Genomic DNA, 20,643 nt, shown 5'->3' on the forward strand with positions numbered 1-20,643 from the left:
AGGGAGCCGGGTCAGGCTCCCTTTTCAATTGCACAAATGACTATGCCATTTCAATAATGGCTCCAGACCGACTCTTTTCTGATTCCTTCGGGCAGGAAATAGTTTTCTTCACATCGTTTCCTTCCGCGCTTTCAAGCTTCACATCAAACTTCCAGAGCCTGTGGATATGCTTCACTATCTCTGCTGCACTATCACCCAGCGGACGACCTTGATGCATAAAGTGACGTAAAGTCAGAGAGCGATCTCCTTTCACATTCACGTTATAAACCTGAATATTTGGTTCACGGTTACCCAGATTATATTGCGCTGCCAGTGCTTCTCTTACCTGACGATAACCGGGGTCATCATGGATAGCATCCACTTCCAGATAAGCATTCTTTTCGTTATCCACAATACTGAACAGGCGCATATCCCGCATAACCTTAGGAGAAAGATATTGCAGAATAAAACTCTCATCTTTGAAGTTCTTCATGGCATGGTGAACAGCGTCTAACCAGTCTGTACCCGCAATGTCTGGGAACCAGCGCTTATCTTCTTCCGTGGGTTCTTCACAGATACGTTTAATATCCATAAACATCTTGAAGCCCAGCGTATAAGGATTAATACCCGAGAACCGGCGATCATCAAAATCAGGCTGGAAAATTACGCTGGTATGGGAATGCAGAAACTCAAGCATATAGCCTTCGTTAATTAACCCTTCGTCGTAAAGTTTGTGCATTAAGGTGTAATGCCAGAAGGTTGCCCAGCCTTCATTCATAACCTGAGTCTGGCGCTGTGGATAAAAGTATTGCGCAACCTTTCTAACAATTCGCACCAGTTCCCGCTGCCATGTCTCCAGCAGAGGCGCATGCTTCTCAATAAAGTAGAGAATATTTTCTTCAGGGTCTTTCGGGAATCGCTCCGTACTCTTCTCGGCTGCTTTTTCCTGCTGCGGAATTGTGCTCCAAATATCATTCAGCGTTCTTTGAATATATTCTGCACGCTCTTCCTGCCGCTTTTCTTCTTCACCAGCAGACAAAGGGCGCGGACGCTTATAACGGTTCACACCCTGATTCATCAGGGCATGGCTGGCATCCAGAATTTCTTCTACAGTTTCAACGCCATACTTCTCTTCGCATTGGGCAATGTAGCCTTTGGCAAACATCAGGTAATCAATAATGGATTCTGCATCTGTCCAGGTGCGGAACAGATAGTTACCTTTGAAGAATGAATTGTGCCCATAGCTGGCATGAGCAAGCACCAGAACCTGCATGGCCATGGTGTTTTCTTCCATCAGGTAGGCAATACAAGGATTGGAGTTAATAACAATCTCGTAAGCCAGCCCCATGTGCCCGCTCTGGTAACGCTCCTGATTACTCAGAAAGTGCTTACCAAAAGACCAGTGGTTGTACATCAGCGGCATACCAACAGAAGCGTAAGCATCCAGCATTTGTTCAGAGCTGATCACTTCGATTTGGTTGGGATAAGTATCTAGACGAAAGTCTTTGGCAATCCTTGCCAGCTCACTGTCGTATTGCTGAATAAGATCGAAAGTCCAGTCTGCCCCTGTCGTCAGAGGCTCTTTCTTTTTACCTTCGCTGTTGTTGTTCACAGCTTCCTGCTGGTCTTCCATCATGCTTCCTTTTTCTCGAACAGTTTGCGGAATACGGGGTAAATATCCGCAGCTGTTTTTATTTGTTGCATGGCAAAGGTGTCAGAATATCCATCCTGAATAGTTTCGTATTCACGCCATAGGTTTTGATGCTGGCGATCAGTAATTTCTACATAGGAGAAGTACTGAACCAGCGGCATCAAACCATTGACCAGAATCTTGCTGCATACCGAGGAATCACCTTCCCAGTTATCACCATCAGAGGCCTGCGCCACATAAATGTTCCAGTCACTGGGCGAGTAACGCTTGGTGATAATATCTCTGGTCATTTCCAAAGCACTGGAAACGATGGTGCCGCCCGTTTCCCGTGAGTAGAAGAAATCATCCTCATCCACTTCCTTCGCTGCCGTGTGGTGACGGATAAAAACAACTTCTATCTGCTTGTAACTCCGCTGTAAAAATAGGTACAGAAGAATAAAGAAGCGCTTGGCCATATCCTTGATTTCCTGTGTCATGGAACCAGATACATCCATCACACAGAACATCACTGCCTTGTTGGAAGGCTGAGGCACTTTCACAAAGTTGTTGTAGCGAAGATCAATATCATCAATGAAGGGCAGCTTTTTCATTTTGCCATTCAATTCTTTTAATTCGGCTCGAATAACGTCAGCCCGCTTTGTATCCATTGCCCCAGGCTGAACTTCCATCTCCCGTAGTTCACGCTTGAGCTTGCGAATCTCACGACGAGTTCCTCCAGAGAGGGCAATTCTCCGGGCATGGGCACTGCGAAGTGAACGGACGATATTTAAACGATCAGGTGGGCCATCAGTGGTAAATCCCGCCTGATGGGTACGAAACTCTACGGTTTCATGAAGTTGTTTTTCACGCATGTTTGGCAGCTCAAGGCCATCAAACATAAATTCCAGAAACTCATCATGATTGATCTGGAAGGTAAATTCATCCATACCTTCCCCTTGATCACTGGCCTGACCGCTGCCAGAACCACCCTGACCGCCACCACCAGGTGGACGCTTGATTCGGTCGCCAGAAATAAATTCTTTGTTGCCGGGCATCACCTGCTGATGCAGGCCGCCGGTTCCATGATGGAAAATGGGCTCAGACAAATCTCTGCGGGGAATGGTAATACTGCTGCCACTCTCGACGTCGGTAATACTGCGTTTATTAACCGCTTCAGAAACAGCTTTCTTAATGTGCTTCCGATAACGGTTCATAAAGCGCTGGCGATTTACAGTGCTTTTGTTTTTGCCATTGAGCCGTCTGTCGATGATGATGCTCATGCGCACTCCCTGTGCCGCGATGCTGCTTAGAGACGTCTGGGGCAAGACCGGCGCCATCCTTGGCACCGCACTCACAATCCCTGGTGATCGCCTCGCCCCGTCTGTCTTACATCTACATCATTAATAAGTATGGTCGTTTTTAAGGCTTCAACCTTAAATATCGGCTTTTACTGCGATTTACGTACCCGGATGTACCATTCGGACAGCAGGCGCACCTGTTTCTCGGTGTAGCCACGCTCCATCATCCGCTTAACAAACTCGGTATGTTTGCGTTGTTCTTCCTGACTGCCCTTGGCGTTAAAGCTGATAACCGGCAGCAGGTCTTCAGTGTTTGAGAACATCTTCTTCTCAATCACAGTGCGCATTTTCTCGTAGCTGAGCCAGCTTGGGTTCTTGCCATCGTTACCCGCCCGGGCACGGAGTACGAAATTCACCACCTCATTCCGGAAGTCTTTCGGATTGGCGATGCTGGCGGCTTTCTCAATCTTCTCCAGCTCATCATTGATGGCACCACGATCAAGAATGTCGCCGGTTTCAGGGTCACGATATTCCTGATCCTGAATCCAGAAATCAGCGTAGGTGATGTAACGATCAAAGATGTTCTGGCCGTATTCTGAGTAAGACTCCAGATACGCCGTCTGAATTTCCTTACCAAGGAACTCAATGTACTTAGGCGCCAGGAACTCTTTTACATAACGCAGATAGCGCTCGTGAGTGTCCTGAGGGAACTGTTGCTGTTCAATCTCTCTTTCCAGCACATACAGAAGATGTACAGGGTTTGCTGCTACTTCTGATGGATCAAAGTTGAACACCTTAGAAAGAATCTTGAATGCAAAACGGGTGGAGAGGCCTTCCATACCTTCATCCACACCAGCTGCATCCTTGTACTCCTGCAAAGGTTTGGCCTGCGGATCGGTATCTTTCAGGCTCTCACCATCGTAAACCCGCATCTTCGAGAACACATTGGAGTTCTCAGGTTCCTTGATACGGGAAAGAGTGGTGAACTGAGCCAGCATTTTCAGAGTATCTGGCGCACATGGCGCTTCTCTCAAAGAGCTGTGCTCAAGCAGTTTGCTGTAAATCTTGATCTCTTCACTCACGCGAGTGCAGTAAGGCACCTTGACGATATTCACCCGGTCAATAAAGGCTTCATTGGTTTTATTGTTCCGGAAGGTCTGCCATTCCGACTCATTCGAGTGAGCTAGAATTACACCGTCGTAAGGAATCGCGCTCATTCCCTCGGTGCTGTTGTAGTTACCTTCCTGAGTCGCGGTCAGAAGTGGGTGCAGAACTTTGATAGGAGCTTTAAACATCTCCACAAATTCCATCACACCCTGGTTTGCGCGACACAGAGCACCGGAGAAGCTGTAAGCATCCGGATCGTTCTGGGAATATTCTTCCAGCTGACGAATATCCACCTTACCCACAAGGCTGGAGATATCCTGGTTGTTTTCATCACCTGGCTCAGTTTTAGCGATACCAATCTGATCAAGAATACTTGGGCAGAGTTTCACTACCCGGAACTGGCTGATATCACCGCCGTATTCATGGAGACGCTTGACCGCCCATGGAGACATAATGCCCCGCAGGTAACGGGAAGGGATTCCATATTCTTCCTGCAGAATTCCAGCATCTTCGGCAGGATTGAAAAGACCAAGTGGAGATTCAAAAACCGGGGAGCCTTTAATTGCGTAGAAAGGCACTTTCTCCATCAGACTTTTCAGTTTTTCAGCGAGGGAGGATTTACCGCCACCAACCGGGCCAAGCAGGTAAAGAATCTGCTTCTTCTCTTCCAAGCCCTGTGCTGCATGTTTGAAATAAGAAACAATCTGTTGAATGGCATCTTCCATGCCATAAAACTCTTCAAAGCCTTTGTAACGCTTGATGAGTTTGTTAGAAAAGATACGGGATAAACGTGAATCTCTGGAGGTATCTATAACCTCTGGATCACCAATAGCCGCCAGCATACGTTCAGCCGCATTGGCATAGGCAGTAGGATCTTCTTTGCATCGCTGGAGGTACTCCTGAAGAGACATTTCCTCCTGCTCTTTCTGTTTGTAACGCTGTTGGTAATTATTGAAAATTTCCATATTCTCTACCTGACCCTTAAGCATTAAACATGTTTATTTTTACTGCTTTGGGAGCGACAGCGTGACCTGCCCCGCGTTAACGGTTTTGTTTTCTTGTCATTCTTCCTGACACATCACCCTGATATGACAGGTACTGCAGATACCTCCTTTTTAGTACGGCTATCGGTGACCGATAACGCAGCTAAATCTGATATAAAAAATTTCCCACTTACTATGTTTGTAAAACGAAATTCTTATCCCTGCAACTGAATTGTCATTTCTTTTTGTTCAAGATGTTGCACGACAATTTTAAGAAATCTTGCCGCTTCACCTCCGGTTGCCGCCCGGTGATCAAACGACAAAGACAAACTAATAACTCTGTGAACCGCGGGCTGCCCACGATAAGGGACAACCTGATCATCAACAGAACCGACTCCAAGAATGGCAACGGCCGGTGGAACAACAACGGGAGTGGCATATTTTCCGCAACCTAATGCACCAAAATTGCTCACAGAAATTGTTGCACCCTGAAAAGCTTCTGGTGGCAATTCCCGATGTTTCACACCATTTTTCAGTCTGTTAATTTCAGAGCGAATTTGCTGTGCAGTAAAATTCTGGGCGTCGCGGATAATTGGTACAAAAAGCCCCTGAGGTGAATCCACCGCCAAGCCAATATTAACTTCGTTCATCAACTGGCGCTGCTCTGTCACTTCATCAAACCAGGCATTCAGTGAGGGCTCTTCCTGACAAGCGACAGTTAACGCCTGTAACACCCTAGCGGTAAGGTCTTCATTGTCGCTCCAGCAATGAATATCTGCATCTGCAAACAGGGTTACGGAAACAACTTCACGGCCTGAACGAGCCATGCTGCGAGCCATTTCCCGGCGAACACCTCGCAAAGGCTCGCCATGTTCCAGTTCATAACCTGAAGCTGGCTTACCTAAGCTGCGGGTAAGTTGTGAGATAACAGGCTTTGCCATCTCCTGAACTTTTGCTGTTGAAGGCGACGCTCCCACAAAAAACTGTTCGTCATCATCAGCATCAACGGTGCCTGCTTCTTTAATTGTGCCGACAACAGTACCTGTGTCTTCATCCGCACCTTCAAATTCCACCAGCGATTCGCCGGTATGAATCAAATCACCTGGCTGACCAAACTGGCGAACAATAACCCCTGCGCAGGGTGAAGGAACTTCCACCACGGCTTTGGCGGTTTCCATAGACACAATAACCTGATCTTCACGAACGGTTTCCCCTTCGCGAACATGCCACTCGACAATCTCTGCCTCGGGAATTCCTTCCCCTAGATCAGGCAACTTGAAAAACTTCACGGCATCCCTCCGTGATGACTCCAAACACAGACTCTTATATTTTTAGAAGCTCTTTTTATTCAGATTAGTAATAAATATTTGATATGCAAAAGCGAATTGAAGTAATGCCTTCCTATCTATACAACTCACAAGGAGCGAATATCATCACTCCACAACTCAGCCAGATGATCAATAAAAGCCCTTACTACCGGCCTTTGATAACTGCGTGACATATACACAGCCCACAATAAAGCTGGAGGTATTTCGATATGGGGAAGAATTCGAACAAGCTGGTCTGTTGCCAGATAAGGGTTGGCAATATCGCATGGAAGATTAGCTATTCCCCTATGCTTCAGCGCCGCTTTAAGCAATATGCAGGCATCGTTCGCTTTCAGTGAACCTCGCACCGGAACTGTCTCTGCTCCTTTCGATCCCCTGAAAGTCCATTCTGCCTGTTCAATATGAACCAGACAGTTATGGTTCAACAGATCCTGTGGCTCCTTTATAGGTTGATGCTGATTCAGATAATCTGGAGTGCAGCAGACCACCCGCTCAACTTCCATAATTCTACGAGCAATCAGATTTTCATCAGGCTGAGTGGTAGACCTCATTGCCACATCTACTCGTTCATCTACCAGTTCTGCGTTCTGATCCGACACAAGCAGGTTGATGATCACTTTGGGATGCTGTGCGCTAAACAGCTCTACTGCATCGAAAAGCATGTTTTGCCCTAACCCAATAGGTGACGCTACTCGCACCTCACCAATGAGTTCTTCTTTATGACTGCGGGCCAAGCTCTCCAGCCCAGCGGCCTCACTCAGCATGCGTTCACAGAAAGGCATTACATCACGACCGGGGGCCGTAAGGCTGACCTTCCTTGTTGTACGGTTCAAAAGCCTTAATCCAAGCCAGGCTTCCAGCTCCTGCACCTCCCTGCTGACTTTTATACGGCTTCGCTCCAAACGTTCCGCAGCCTGAGTGAAGCTTTCGGTATGAGCAACTTCTACAAAGCTGCGAATAGCTTCCAGCTTTTCCATCCAGCAATCTCAATCATTAGTTCAAAAGCAGAAACAATCATGATCCATTTCGATTATTTATCCCAGCTGATGGAGCAAAGATAATTTCCCCCATAGATGCATAGGCAAATCTGGAGGGTGTAATGAAAATCGCAATTATCGGAGCTACTGGTTGGATTGGCTCAGCAGTTATGAACGAATCGCTGAACCGTGGACACAGTGTGATCGCCATCAGCCGCAATGCTGCTGATCTTGAAAAAGACAATGTAGAAGGTCGCACACTGGACCTGCGCACCCAAAGTGGGCTTGAGCAGGCTGTTGAAGGGGCAGATCTGGTTATCGCCTCGATAGGCGGAAGAGCTGCTGGCAATCACGAGATTGTTCCACAAACAGCCAAATGGCTTATTGATGAGCTACCCAAGGCCAAAGTTAATAATTTAATCTGGGTGGGTGGAGCAGGCAGCCTCGAAGCCACCGAGAACACACCTCTCATTTCACATTCGGATTTCCCTGAAGAGTACAGAGGGGAAGCACAGGCTCAGGTAGAGTCTCTCGAAATTTTTCGAAATACCCAAACAGAACTGAATTGGCTGTTCGTAAGCCCTGCTGTAGAAATCTTCCCAGGAGAACGTACAGGACACTATCGCATTGGTGGAGATCAGCTTCTGAAAGATGAACAGGGTAACAGTCGCATTTCTGTTGAAGACTATGCTGTAGCACTTTTGGATCAGGCCGAGAAACACGGCCAGCACCAAAAGCGAATCGGTATCGCTTACTGATAGACTGAAGCAGAGGTGTGTGCCCTCTGATTCACTTTGACAATTAATGGGTTATTGCTGATATACAGTGTAATCAGTCAGACCTTTCTCCTGACCACCAAACAGAGTGTCAGGATTGTGAGCAGTCCATTCCCAGTTGTTCTGGATACGTGCGGGCAGATCAGGGTTTGAGATAAATGGACGGCCAAAACCAATCATGTCGGCCCAACCTTCATCCAGAGCTTTCTGAGCGGTTTCCGGAGTGTACTTACCGGCGTAAATGGTTACGCCTTCAAAAACTTCACGCACAGCTTTCTTGAAAGATACAGGCATCAGCGGCGCATCATCCCAGTCAGCTTCGGCAATGTGCAGGAAAACAATCTTGTGCTTGTTCAGTATACGGGCGGCTTCCACATAAGTTTCTTCCGGGTTGGCATCCACAGTGCCGTTCAGAGTGGTCAGCGGAGCCAGACGCACACCAACCTTCTCTGCACCAATTGCGGAAACCATGGCAGCAACAACTTCATCCAGGAAGCGCAGACGATTTTCCAGGCTGCCGCCGTACTGGTCAGTACGGGCATTAGATTCAGAATCAATAAACTGGTTAACCAGATAACCATTAGCAGCGTGCAGCTCAATACCATCGAAGCCAGCTTCAACAGCATTCAGTGCTGCCTGACGATACTGCTCGATAACTTCAGCAATATCTTCCAAAGTCATTTCACAAGGCTCAACAACATCAACAAAGCCTGGAGCGTCGGAGCCATTGTCGATAAATACTTTTACGCCTTCCGCACGAATAGCGGAGCAGGAAATCGGCTGCTGACCACCAATGTTGTCAGGTTGAGTCACACGGCCAACGTGCCAAAGCTGAGCGAAGATAACACCATCTTCTGCATGAACAGCGTCGGTCACTTTCTTCCAGCCAGCAATCTGTTCCTGTGTATAAATACCAGGAGTCCATGCGTAACCCTGACCATTCTCAGCAATCTGAGTGCCTTCACCAACAATCAGACCAGCAGATGCACGCTGTCCGTAGTATTCCGCCATCATATCGTTTGCGATATTGCCCGGCTGGGTTGCCCGGGAGCGGGTCATAGGTGGCATCACAATCCGGTTATTCAGGGAATAGTTGCCAAGTTTGATAGGTGAGAACAGCGTTGCGGTCATCGCAGACATCTCCACAGATAGGAACTGCGGGCAGTCTATTCTGGTACGCCAGCTCAAAACAGATCGGAAAATACAAATGACTTTTGAGTCGGCAGCAACAACGTCCTTTTATCTGAGGAGCACACCACTGATATTGGCGCTGGCTAGTTATCCCATCATGCTTTCCATCTCCCTCAGCAAAGTAGCCAACGCTAAAGGCATAAATCGCCGTGCCGGATATATTGCGTAAATAGTTCGTACCGGCAACGTCCATTCTGGCAACAAATGAACCAGTGCCCCCTCTCGTAATGCATCTTCCAGAATAATTTCAGGCAGCTGGGCAATACCAGCTCCGGTAATAGCGGACTCTCGCACAGCCGTTATGTTGTTAAAACAGAGATTACTTTTCACCGGTAATTCGTAAGACTCCTCCCCGAGAGTGAAAAGCCATAAATCTTCTATGTGCGTTGAACGAATCTTCACACAGTTCTCGTTTTGCAAGTCTTTTGGGTGCCGGAATGTTTTTCCTTTAAGAAACTCTGGCGCTGCCACCAATAAGATTGGTGATGTTTTTACTTTTCGGCATACAAGGTTTTGATCATTAGGCGGAGCCAGTCGCAACGCAAGATCAATTCCCTCTTCACGAAAATCAATCATGCGATTGGTCAGCTCCACATCCAGCGAGACTTTAGGCCAGCGCTGCACGAATCCTCCCAAAAAGCTGGCCAGAAACAATTGTCCTACTTCGATAGGAACAACCATCTTTAACGTTCCCGATGGTTCCTCTTTATGCCGCTGTAAAACACTCTCTGCTTCCTCAAAAGCTCTGACAATTTCACGGCAACGTTCGTAATGGCCTTCACCAATATCGGTAAGCACATTACGACGAGTCGATCTTTGCAACAGACGCATGCCAATGCGCTCTTCCATCGCGGAGATCTTGCGGCTGACAGTAGACTTTTGCATTCCCAAACGTGCAGCGGCGGCAGTCATACTGCCCGCCTCAATCACACTTACAAAAACCAGCGCTTCGTTTAAATCAAAGGATTGTTGCATTCAGGGAACTTCGTGTTGAGAAAAGGCTATCTAATCCAGACAGGACAACAATGGTAGCATTCAGCCCAAATATTCCATTTGTCCGGTGCCAAAGCCTCTACCGGAAAATCGTCGTTTAAATCCGGATCAATTCATGCCAAACAACAGAAAACTCATAGCTTTCTGCCTAGTTGCTATTGCCTGCATTTCAGGTGGAAGTTACTGGTGGACAACCGGCCGCTTTCAAGAGAGCACCGATAACGCTTACCTGCAGTCCGACATCATTTACATCAGCTCTAAACAGGCAGGTTATGCAGAAGCAGGCTGGATTCAGGACAATCAAAGCGTTAAAGAAGGCGATGTACTGGCTCGCATCGAACCAACTGATTACCAGCTGAAAGTTGATGAAAGCAATGCAGCGGTAAATTCTTCTCAGGCAGCTATCAGTCAACTAGCTTCCCAGCGTTTACTGCAACAATCACTGATTAAAGTCGCCAGTTCAGAACTGGAAGCCGCTCAAGCAGAACGAAAGCTGGCTGCTGCAGAACTCAAGCGTATTTCTTCTTTGTACGACAAAGGCCATGCGTCCCGCGATGAATTAGATAACGCAGAAACAACCAATCAAAAAGCATCGGCGCAACTGAGCGGACAAAAAGCAAACCTGGAATCCAACCAGCGCCAGCTTGCTGTTCTGGATAGCCAGATTGTCGCGGCGCAGGCTTCTCTTGAACAAGCGAAAAGTCGACTTGCTATTGCCAGACAGAGCCTTTCCGAAACAATTATTACCGCGCCCCACGACGGTGTTATCGGCCAACGTCAGGTAAAGGATGGGCAACTGCTGAAAAGTGGCTCGGTGCTGTTCAGCATTGTGGATAGCGATACAGTTTGGGTTACAGCCAACTTTAAAGAAACCCAGATTGGTCGCATGCAGGTTGGTCAGCCCGTTGAGCTAAATATTGATGCTTTCCCTGGCCAGCCCATTACCGGTTATATCGACAGTTTGTGGCCCGCCAGCGGAGCACGTTTCAGCCTTCTGCCTCCAGAGAACGCAACTGGCAACTTCACCAAAATTGTTCAACGCATTCCGGTGAAAATATCCATACCGAAAGACCAGCCACTTGCCGGAAAACTACGCGCGGGTATGTCTGTTGTCGTCAATGTTGATACCCGGGATGAACCTGTTGATATCAGCACCAAGGTTATGACTGAGAACAACACAAATAACCGTCAGCAATCACAGGTTGCGGGTCTCTAACGTGCAGGCCGCATCAACTCATGCCGCTAAAGCTTCTCGCCGTGACTGGATAGCCGTTTACGGGATGGTCCTTGGGGCATTTATTGCCATCCTTGATATCCAGATTATTAACTCATCTCTGGCAGATATTCAGGGCTCTCTGGCGGCAACAGTTTCTGAAGGATCATGGATTTCTACATCCTATATGATCGCCGAGATTGTGGTTATACCTCTGAGTGCCTGGCTGGCGAGTGTCTTTGGATTGCGTCGTTACCTGTTATGGAGCGTGGCTGGTTTCATTGTTATGTCTGCGTTGTGTGGTATGGCGTGGAGCCTGGAATCCATGATTGTATTTCGGGCGCTTCAGGGTGTTGCTGTTGCTCCGCTTATTCCATTGTCGTTCAGCATGATTCGCACCCGACTTTCGGAAGAGGAACAGCCTGTAGGTATGGCGATGTTTTCTTTTGCTGCGGTATTTGCCCCCTCTGTAGGGCCAACTATTGGCGGATGGTTAACCCAAAACTTCAGTTGGCATCTAATCTTTTATATCAATTTTCTGCCCGGCCTGATCATCTTGGCATTGTTAGCCTATGGTTTGGAATCTACACCTATGCAGCTGGATCGCCTCAAAAGTGCGGATTGGCCCGGTATAGTGACTCTCTCTGTTGGACTCGCAACTCTTGAGTTTGTTCTTGAAGAGGGTAATCGTAATAACTGGTTTGAATCCCATGAGATTCTGTTTACAGCCATCGTTTCCGGCTTATCTCTTGTCGCCTTTGTTTACACCCAGCTGACTCGTAAAGACCCTCTTCTGAATTTGCGTATTCTCCGGAACAAACAGTTCTTTCTGGGGACTATGGCTAACAGCTCGATGGGGTTGGCACTCTACGGCTCTGTATTTCTGTTGCCGATGTACCTCTCTCAGATTCAGGGTTATAACTCTCTGCAGATTGGTGAAGTGATGCTCTGGGGCGGCGCTCCCCAACTATTGCTGATCCCACTTCTGCCAGTACTGATGAAGCGAGTACCTCAACAGTGGCTATGTATGTTTGGGCTGTTGATGTTTGCTCTTAGCGCATTGATGAATTCGTTTATGTCAGTGGATTACGCCGGTGACCAGTTCCGCCTGAGTTTGCTGATTCGAGCGATTGGGCAACCTTTCGTAATGGTGCCACTTTCCGTTCTGGCAACATCCAAGCTGGATCTGAAAGATATTCACTCAGCATCCAGTGTATTTAACACCAGCCGGAATTTGAGTGGCGCTATTGGTATTGCGATTCTTTCTACCATGATTGATCGCAGAACAACATTTCATCAGGTTCGCATCAGTGAAGGTCTTTCAGCATTAAACCAGACGACACAGGACTATATGTTCCGGTTGCAGGAAATGCTGCCTTCACTCTCTCCGCAACAGGATCTGGCGCTCATAATGAAACAGGTACTAAGAGATGCGGGAATTATGGCGTTCAGTGACTCGTTTCTGGTGATTGCACTATCACTGTTTCTTGGTTTTCTGGCTGTTGTATTGATGGGGAAAACAACCAGCAATACCGCTACAGCATAAAATAGAAGTGCCTCTGACGATCAGAGGCACCACAACACTCATAATGTTGCTATACAAGCTTTGGTTATACGTTCTGCCTCTGGAAGGTAATGCTCTTCCATCCGGTAGTAAGGCATTGTGATGTCATAACCAGCTACTCGTTGCACCGGTGCTCGCAACTCATGAAACAGTTCCGTTGAAACCCTCACCGCAATTTCTGCCCCAACACCAAAACTCCGAGCTGCTTCATGAACAATGACACAGCGGCCTGTTTTTCGTACGGATGCCAGAATGGTATCCATATCCAGAGGCTTGATTGTTGCGACATCAATCAACTCGACACTTGTTCCCTGTTTCGCAAGATTTCTGGCAGCTTCCTGGCATTCCCGCACACAGGCTCCCCAAGTAACCAGCGTTAAATCACTTCCTTCTCTCAAAGTGAAACAGGTATCCAGAGGCAAACGACTACCTGCTTCCGGGAGTGTTTGCTTCTGCACCCGATAAATACGTTTGGGCTCAAGGAACAACACAGGATCAGGATCATCGATAGCCGAACGAAGTAAACCGTAAGCTCTGACTGGCGATGAAGGAATCACAACTCGCAGCCCCGGAATATGAGCAAACAGTGCTTCCGTACTTTCTGAATGGTGCTCAGGAGCATGAATACCTCCGCCAAAAGGAGCACGAACAACCATTGGGCAGGTTAAACGACCACGAGTTCTGTTCCGCATGCGGGCGGCATGCCCCACCAGCTGCTCCATACAGGCGAAGATAAACCCCATAAACTGAATTTCAGCCACAGGTTTTAAACCCTGTGTCGCCATGCCAACGGTCATACCGGCAATTAATGTTTCTGCCAGCGGAGTATCCATTACCCGTTTCAAACCATACTTCTGTTTTAAATCCTGTGTGGCCCGAAACACTCCACCATTGGTGCCAACATCTTCTCCCAGAAGCACAACATCTTTGTCGTCTGCTAATGCATGGTCGAGAGCAAGGTTCACGGCTTCTACCAGAGTTTTCTTATCATCACTCATGATTCAGCCCTCCCTGCATTTCTTCCATCTGCTGTCGCAGCCCTATTGGAGTTTCAGCATAGTGATAATCAAACAGCTCGGACACTGGCGGTAAGGGTGTAGCTTGATAAGTTTCTACTGCCCTGTGGATATCCTGGCTGATTTGTTTCTGAAGGGTTTGCTCCTGCTCTGGAGTCCATAACCCTCGTTCATGAAGAAATACCTGTAACCGTTTGACCGGTTCCTCTTCCCAGGCTTTATGCACTTCATCATTTTCGCGGTAACGAGTGGCATCATCTGCTGTTGTGTGATCACACAAACGATAAGTGACGGCTTCAATCACAACAGCGCCTTTACCTGCTCGGGCACGCTCAATGGCCGAACCAATAACTTCGTGCAAAGCAATCACATCATTGCCATCAACCTGAACGCAGGGAAGTCCGGCACCAGCCCCTTTTTGTGCAAGAGTGACACCACCACACTGGGCATGGCGGGGAACGGAAATCGCCCACTGATTATTCACAACCAAAAATACAACTGGCAGCTGCCAGACTCCAGCAAGGTTCAAGGCTTCAAGGAAATCTCCTTTGGATGTCGCGCCATCACCGCAGGTCGTTACCACAACCCGATGTTCATCCCGAATACGAAATGCGGAAGCGATACCAACCGCATGGCCAGCTTGGGTCGCGATAGGCACACAGTTGGGCATATCCTGTCCGTAACCAGCTCCGGCACTTCCCCGCTCATCACCGCCCCAATACAAATAAATATCCGAGAGTTCTACGCCTCGTAAGAGTTGCCCGGGAAGATCCCGGTAATAAGGAACCAGAACATCTTCCGATTTCATTAATGATCCATACACAACGCCCGGCGCTTCCTGCCCAAGACAGGAAGGGTAAGTTCCCATCTGTCCGGTCCGTTGCATGGCAATGGCTTTTCGGTCGGCTTCACGGGCTTTCACCATGGCTTTGTAATATGCCACCAGCTGTTGCCCGTCTTCTGCCCAGTGGGGCAAAGTTTGTGTGGGTTGGCCTTCAGGACTCAAATAGCGAACAAAAGGAACATCACCGCTATGAACCCTGAACAGACCACCTCCGTCCAGTGTTGTAGGCATGATGCTCTCCTTTATGCGCTGCGTTGCAGTGGTGTTGGGCCATAGAGTGCAGTTTCCGCCATACGGTCTGCAATCAGGCTGACGGGTTCACCACTGGTTCGGTGCCTCTGGAATATTTTGGCGAGAGTTTCTCCAATTCCATTGATACGCTCATTGATTTCCTGAGCGGGCTTTCCGCGGTGGGAGAGAGAAGCGTGAATCAGGCCACCAGCATTCACCAGAAAATCTGGTGCATAGAGAATGCCCTGACGATGGAGAGCTAAGCCTGCCTCTGGAGTGGCAAGCTGGTTATTAGCAGACCCGACAACAGCGTGGCAGCTAAGTTCTTTCACCGTATCTGTTTGCAGTATTCCGCCCATACCGCAAGGGCTGAAGATATCGCAGTCCACAGATAAGATGGACGAGGGAGGCACCGAGCGAGCAGAGAATAATGCCTCACATTGAGTCACTTTAGCTGGGTCTATATCACTGACAATCAGTTCAACTCCGGCATTACTCAGCATTTCACACAAAGCAAAACCGACCTTACCCAATCCCTGAACAGCAATACGTTTATTGGCGATGTCACCAGAAAGCTCAGGGCTTGCATCCAGCGCCGCTTTGATACTGTTGAAAACACCAAGTGCAGTGTATGGCGCAGGATCACCGGTTTGAGAAGTGCAGGAAACATGGGGTGTAATGCTGGCAATGGTATCCATATCTTGAGTGTGGGTGCCAACATCCATGGCAGTGATATAACGCCCACCGAGACTATGAACAAAACGGCCAAAGGCTTTAAACAATGCTTCACGGTCGTGTATTTCCCGTGGAGCCATAATCACTGCCTTCCCTCCGCCCTGCTCCACACCAGCAAGTGCAGCCTTATAACTCATTCCCTGAGCTAGGCGAATAGCATCTCGAATGGCTTCATCGGAACTTTTGTAGGAAAACAATCGACAGCCCCCAAGTGCGGGACCTCTGCTAGCATCGTGAATGGCAATTACGGCTTGAAGGCCTGTGTCCTCATCGGACCAGAGGTGCAGCTCACTCGTCCGTGTATTTTTCATCTCGGCAAACATAGCGGGATCCCTCCGCTGGCTTTTATTATTGGAGGGTCACTGTGGTAACAGTTTGCCTCCCCACACACTGCATATCCCTAAAGTTTAGTCACAATATCTGCTCGCTCTTTACCGATTTTTATAAATATTTTTTTGTCATCTGCTTTTATGAAAACCATCACAAAACTGTCATGGCCGGTTTTATTGAATAAGAAAGAACGCAGTAAGCTGTAGTGGCTGTTGAGGGTTTAATCTGCCCCAAACCGTAGTTTTGGTGAAAATCTTGTAGTAAATGTGGAAACGCATGGGTTACCAGAGGCCACGAAACAGTCAAATTTGTACTGTCGTCATCCTGTGGTTATTCTCTAACGATAAAGAAAATAACAAAAGCCATGTGCGGCTCTTGCATAAAGAGAAATTATGACCGACACCCCAACCGAACAACGCCGTCATACGCGTAAGCGACTTTCCTGCACGGCGAATGTCTTCCAGACACAAAGCGGTATGCCTCTCGGACGTATTTTTGATATTTCCAAAGAGGGCTTTATGTTGTTGTCTCCATCTAAGGTGCAACCCAAAGAGGTGATTAACCTGACTCTGGAACTGCCAGAAATAGACAGCACCCGTTCTATTGAGCTTGCTGCAGAATGTATGTGGTGCCAACCCTCAAGCTTCACCAAAGATTTTGGTGCAGGTTTTCATATCAAAACCATATCTGATCAGGATCAGGTTGCTCTGAATTACTTTATTCGCGATTTTTGATTATTAGAGAAAGAGCGAGCGATAGATTACATTCTTAATGCGAGGAACGTGCTGTGCCGTTATGCAGGTTTTCAGTACGTTCCCCTAACCCTGCAGGAATACAAACGTATTCCGTTCTTACCGGTTACTCAGCAATAGGAAGGTTCATGGTCTCCTTGACCTCTTCCATTACAATGTAACTCTTGGATTCACGAACACCCGGCATACGTAGCAGAATATCCCCAAGCAGTTTACGATAAGAAGCCATCTCAGAAATACGAGCCTTGATCAGGTAATCGAAGTTACCGGATACCAGATGACACTCCTGAACATTCGGCAGGCTGATAACAGCTTTGCGGAATTCATCAAAAATATCTGGAGACTTGGTTTCCAGACTGATTTCAACAAACACCAGCAGACCAGCTTCCAGGAACTCAGGGTTCAACCTGGCACTGTAGCCCAGAATGACACCTTCACGCTCAAGGCGCTTAACCCTTTCCATACACGGCGTCGTGCTCAGGCCTACCTTGTCGGCCAGATCAACATAAGATATACGACCCTGCTCTTGCAGAATTCGTAGAATATTACGGTCAATCCGATCAAGCTGCCGGGTGACTTCTTTCCGATTTCTCATGATACGACAATCAACGATATGTTGGGCTGCCCTGGGAACGACAGCTATCCATAATAGTGCAGAGTTGCAGAAACCATGACACTCTGTTTACGAAGATGTGAAGCTTCGCATTTCCCACTGAGCATGATCATGGTAAAAGAGGCATATTGTTTCATGCTTCACGGACTGGAGTCACCCATAAGATGAGCCGCCCGACCAAGGCCACCATAAATTTATCCGCTTTGAGACATAATCTGCACTTTGCCCGTACCCTTACAGGCACAAAAGTGATTGGGGTTATCAAAGCGGATGCCTATGGCCATGGTTCTGTCCCGGTTGCTCAGATGCTCGAAGAACAGAAGGTAGACAGCCTTGCTGTTGCCTGCATCGAAGAAGCAGTTGTTTTGCGTGAAGCTGGCATTAAAAGCCCCATTCTTCTACTCGAGGGTTTTTATGGTGCCGATGAGCTGCCTCTTATGGAGCACTACGATCTGTCTGCAGTTATCCAGCAGCAGGAACAAGTTGATATTCTGAAACGTTGGAAGGGAAGACCTTTCAATATTTTTCTGAAGATCGACACAGGAATGCACCGAATAGGGTTTCTTTCAGAAGAGTTTCCCAGTGCTTACAAGCAGCTCAAAGGGTGCAGTGCGGTTAATCGCATTGTTCTTATGACCCACTTTTCCTGTGCCGATGAACCAGAAAAATCTGCCACTCCAGAACAGATTGCCCTTTTTGCCAAAACCATTGCAGGTAAGAGTGAAGAAACCTGTTCCTGTAACTCAGCCGGTATTCTTCACTGGCCAGAAGCTCACGGTGATTGGGTAAGACCAGGGCTACTGCTCTATGGCTCATCACCTTTCACTACTCCACACAAACTGGCCGATCAGCTAAAACCTGTGATGGAGCTAACTTCACAGATTTTTGCCATTCGTAAGCTCGGCGCAGGAGTTCCTATCGGATATGGACAAACTTACGTAACGGATCATCCCTGCACTGTGGGCGTGGTTGCCATGGGCTATGCCGACGGTTATCCGCGCCACGCTCCCAGCGGCAGTCCAGTGCTGGTAAATGGGCAGAGAACAAGAGTTCTCGGTCGGATTTCCATGGATATGATGACCATTGATCTCACTCATCTTCCCAATACCAAGATTGGCGACACTGTTACCCTATGGGGGAATGGTCTACCAGCGACAGAAGTTGCCCACCATGCAGGTACAATTTCTTATGAGTTATTCTGCAACATTAAAAGAGTACCGATTCATTATCTGGGCGAAGCCAAAGCCGTAGAAGAATCAGAGCAGCCTGTTACCATAGCCACAGCATAAATTATTAGAATAAGTGAGCCCTGTATGCCGAAGACTGTTCTCATTACCGGTTGTTCTACAGGTATCGGCCGAGTTCTTGCTCAGGCATTTCAGAATGCCGGTTACAAAGTCTGGGCAACAGCCCGAAATCCAGACGCTATTTCTGATTTAAAAGACGGTGGTATTCAAACCATTGCACTGGATGTCACCAACACAGAGAGTCGTAAGGCTACTGTTGAAAAGATACTTCAGGAAGATGGCCGAATTGATGTTCTGATAAACAATGCCGGTTATGGCGCTATGGGGCCAATTGCAGAAAGCCCGGAGTCATCCCTCAGGCAACAATTCGAAACCAATACTTTTGCTCCCGTTGCGCTTATTCAGGAAGTGACTCCAGCTATGGTGGCGCAGAAAAGTGGTGCCATCGTTAATATCACCAGTGTTTCAGGTATTCTGACCACACCATTCTCAGGAATGTATTGTGCCTCTAAAGCCGCATTCAGCACTCTGACTGAAGCTCTGAGAATGGAACTTCTGCCATTTGGCATTCATGTAATTGATGTACAGCCTGGTGCAATTCGCTCCAGCTTTGGCAGTACTGCTACTAAGAACCTAAGCATTCTTTCAGAAAACTCCCTGTACCGATCGATAGAAAAAGCCATTCTCGCTCGGGCTGGCGCCTCACAGGATAATCCGTCATCCGCTGAAGGAATGGCAGAGGCAATCGTCAAAGCGGTTAACAGTGGCAAGAACCCCAGGCTTGTTCGCTACGGAAACGGCAGTGGCTCTTTACCGTTTCTTGCTCGTTGGTTACCAAGGAAACTTGTGCACAAAATTCTGGCTAAGAAGTTCCAGCTGGATCAGCTATGAGCCCGCTTAGAAACCAGTAAACTCCAGCGCCCGATAATCAGGGCGCTGAATATTAATAAGCATCCAAAGATCTCTAACGTAGCCATGCTTTCATCAAACCAGAGAGCTGCCGCTAATGCTGTCCACACAGGCTCCAGAATCATAATCAGAGCAGCATGACTAACCGGCGCAAGGCTTTGCCCATAAGTCTGCAGAGAGAACCGCAAGCTTGTGGCAAACAGAATACTCGCCAGCAGCCAGCCCCACACTTCTGTAGAGACCGATGATGGCCAGTTCTCAGTCAGTGCAGACACAGCAAACCCGGCAATACCAACAACCATCAGTTGCGCTGCCGTTAACGGAATAGCCGGAACCTTAGCCGCGATACGAGAAATCAAAGTGAACTGAACAGAGAAAAGAGAGGCCGCTACCAGAAAGAAGATATGCCCAGGGTCTGAGCTCAAGCCTCCATTCAGAGACAAAAATCCCAAACCCAAAACAGCCACAGGCACTGCCAGCTGTGTACTTCTCCCAATAGGCTCACGAAACATCACCCATGCCACAAGGGGAACAAACACTACACCAAGGCTCGTTATAAAAGAGCCAACTCCAAGGTTTTCTGTTTTTGCCAGCCCTTGAATCCAGAACAGCAACGCTACAGCCATAATGCCACCCAGCTGCCAAACCTGCTTTTTCAGAGGATGATTACTCAGAGTGTTCCAGCTGCCACGATGAGTAATAAACAGGAACAGGCCGGCAGTAAAAAAGCGGATACCAAGGAACAGCAATGGGGGAAATTCTGTCAGGGTTTCTTTAGAAAAGATCCAGCCAAAGGCAGCCAGTATAGTTACAAGCAAAAGAACCAGATCAGCTTTCAGGTGCGAGAACCGCTCCATAACATCCTTGTACACGTGTTGTTACTACTTTGATGATGAAGAAATAGATTGAATAAATCGCAGTCTCGCA

At 47.9% G+C, this 20,643-nt stretch carries 18 protein-coding genes; 6 read left to right on the forward strand and 12 right to left on the reverse strand.

Annotated elements, in window-relative coordinates:
- Positions 1-40: 40 nt before the first annotated feature.
- From ACY2RR_RS17830 to ACY2RR_RS17850, 5 genes are all read right to left on the reverse strand, one after another.
- Positions 41-1,615 carry a SpoVR family protein gene (locus ACY2RR_RS17830; RefSeq protein ID WP_490109527.1) on the reverse strand — a complete coding sequence of 525 codons (1,575 nt, stop codon included), beginning with the start codon at positions 1,613-1,615 and terminating at the stop codon, positions 41-43.
- The gene (locus ACY2RR_RS17835; RefSeq protein WP_490109528.1) at positions 1,612-2,889 is read right to left on the reverse strand and encodes a YeaH/YhbH family protein; all 1,278 of its coding nucleotides are present in this window, start codon (positions 2,887-2,889) and stop codon (positions 1,612-1,614) included. The genes ACY2RR_RS17830 and ACY2RR_RS17835 overlap by 4 nt, the downstream gene beginning before the upstream one ends.
- A gap of 167 nt (positions 2,890-3,056) precedes the next feature.
- Positions 3,057-4,979: a PrkA family serine protein kinase gene (locus ACY2RR_RS17840; protein ID WP_490109529.1), complete on the reverse strand. Its 1,923-nt coding sequence runs from the start codon at positions 4,977-4,979 to the stop codon at positions 3,057-3,059.
- Between the two features lie 233 nt (positions 4,980-5,212).
- Complete coding sequence (locus tag ACY2RR_RS17845; RefSeq protein WP_490109530.1) at positions 5,213-6,286, reverse strand: dihydrolipoamide acetyltransferase family protein; 1,074 nt, start codon at positions 6,284-6,286, stop codon at positions 5,213-5,215.
- Positions 6,287-6,411: 125 nt separating this feature from the next.
- Positions 6,412-7,302, reverse strand: coding sequence for a LysR family transcriptional regulator (locus ACY2RR_RS17850; RefSeq protein ID WP_490109531.1), 891 nt, complete (start codon positions 7,300-7,302; stop codon positions 6,412-6,414).
- Positions 7,303-7,424: 122 nt separating this feature from the next.
- Here ACY2RR_RS17850 and ACY2RR_RS17855 point away from each other — a divergent pair, with 122 nt between their 5' ends.
- Positions 7,425-8,060 (forward strand): NAD(P)-dependent oxidoreductase, encoded by a 636-nt coding sequence (locus ACY2RR_RS17855; protein WP_490109532.1) that lies wholly within the window; start codon positions 7,425-7,427, stop codon positions 8,058-8,060.
- Positions 8,061-8,111: 51 nt separating this feature from the next.
- Here the strand turns inward: ACY2RR_RS17855 and ACY2RR_RS17860 are convergent, their stop codons facing one another.
- Positions 8,112-9,209, reverse strand: a complete 1,098-nt coding sequence (locus tag ACY2RR_RS17860) for an alkene reductase (RefSeq protein ID WP_490109533.1) — start codon at positions 9,207-9,209, stop codon at positions 8,112-8,114.
- Between the two features lie 147 nt (positions 9,210-9,356).
- The gene (locus ACY2RR_RS17865; protein WP_490109534.1) at positions 9,357-10,244 is read right to left on the reverse strand and encodes a LysR family transcriptional regulator; all 888 of its coding nucleotides are present in this window, start codon (positions 10,242-10,244) and stop codon (positions 9,357-9,359) included.
- A 133-nt stretch (positions 10,245-10,377) separates the two neighbouring features.
- Here ACY2RR_RS17865 and ACY2RR_RS17870 point away from each other — a divergent pair, with 133 nt between their 5' ends.
- On the forward strand, positions 10,378-11,478 hold the full coding sequence (locus ACY2RR_RS17870) for an HlyD family secretion protein (RefSeq protein ID WP_490109535.1): 1,101 nt from the start codon (positions 10,378-10,380) through the stop codon (positions 11,476-11,478).
- A 1-nt stretch (position 11,479) separates the two neighbouring features.
- Complete coding sequence (locus ACY2RR_RS17875; RefSeq protein WP_490109536.1) at positions 11,480-13,021, forward strand: DHA2 family efflux MFS transporter permease subunit; 1,542 nt, start codon at positions 11,480-11,482, stop codon at positions 13,019-13,021.
- Between the two features lie 38 nt (positions 13,022-13,059).
- Here ACY2RR_RS17875 and ACY2RR_RS17880 read toward each other — a convergent pair whose 3' ends face one another.
- The 3 genes from ACY2RR_RS17880 to ACY2RR_RS17890 are packed head-to-tail and all read right to left on the reverse strand — an operon-like array spanning position 13,060 to position 16,188.
- Positions 13,060-14,037: an alpha-ketoacid dehydrogenase subunit beta gene (locus tag ACY2RR_RS17880; protein WP_490109537.1), complete on the reverse strand. Its 978-nt coding sequence runs from the start codon at positions 14,035-14,037 to the stop codon at positions 13,060-13,062.
- Positions 14,030-15,130, reverse strand: coding sequence for a pyruvate dehydrogenase (acetyl-transferring) E1 component subunit alpha (gene pdhA, locus ACY2RR_RS17885; RefSeq protein WP_490109538.1), 1,101 nt, complete (start codon positions 15,128-15,130; stop codon positions 14,030-14,032). Before pdhA ends, ACY2RR_RS17880 begins: the two co-directional genes overlap by 8 nt.
- An 11-nt stretch (positions 15,131-15,141) precedes the next feature.
- Positions 15,142-16,188 (reverse strand): Leu/Phe/Val dehydrogenase, encoded by a 1,047-nt coding sequence (locus tag ACY2RR_RS17890; protein ID WP_490109539.1) that lies wholly within the window; start codon positions 16,186-16,188, stop codon positions 15,142-15,144.
- A gap of 399 nt (positions 16,189-16,587) precedes the next feature.
- On the opposite strand from ACY2RR_RS17890, the gene ACY2RR_RS17895 reads away from it, so the two are divergent.
- Positions 16,588-16,929: a PilZ domain-containing protein gene (locus ACY2RR_RS17895; protein ID WP_490109540.1), complete on the forward strand. Its 342-nt coding sequence runs from the start codon at positions 16,588-16,590 to the stop codon at positions 16,927-16,929.
- A 124-nt stretch (positions 16,930-17,053) separates the two neighbouring features.
- Here ACY2RR_RS17895 and lrp read toward each other — a convergent pair whose 3' ends face one another.
- Entirely contained in the window at positions 17,054-17,542 is a 489-nt protein-coding gene (gene lrp, locus ACY2RR_RS17900) for a leucine-responsive transcriptional regulator Lrp (protein WP_490109541.1), read from the reverse strand.
- Positions 17,543-17,724: 182 nt separating this feature from the next.
- Between lrp and alr the strand changes: the two genes are divergently transcribed.
- Together alr and ACY2RR_RS17910 are read left to right on the forward strand one after the other, a co-directional pair.
- The gene (gene alr / locus ACY2RR_RS17905; RefSeq protein ID WP_490109542.1) at positions 17,725-18,849 is read left to right on the forward strand and encodes an alanine racemase; all 1,125 of its coding nucleotides are present in this window, start codon (positions 17,725-17,727) and stop codon (positions 18,847-18,849) included.
- Positions 18,850-18,873: 24 nt separating this feature from the next.
- Positions 18,874-19,698, forward strand: coding sequence for an SDR family oxidoreductase (locus ACY2RR_RS17910; protein ID WP_490109543.1), 825 nt, complete (start codon positions 18,874-18,876; stop codon positions 19,696-19,698).
- On the opposite strand, the gene ACY2RR_RS17915 is transcribed toward ACY2RR_RS17910, so the two are convergent.
- Entirely contained in the window at positions 19,689-20,573 is an 885-nt protein-coding gene (locus tag ACY2RR_RS17915; protein WP_490109544.1) for a DMT family transporter, read from the reverse strand. The genes ACY2RR_RS17910 and ACY2RR_RS17915 overlap by 10 nt on opposite strands.
- Between the last annotated feature and the right edge of the window lie 70 nt (positions 20,574-20,643).

This window comes from Parendozoicomonas sp. 2304DJ65-17, assembly GCF_058148445.1.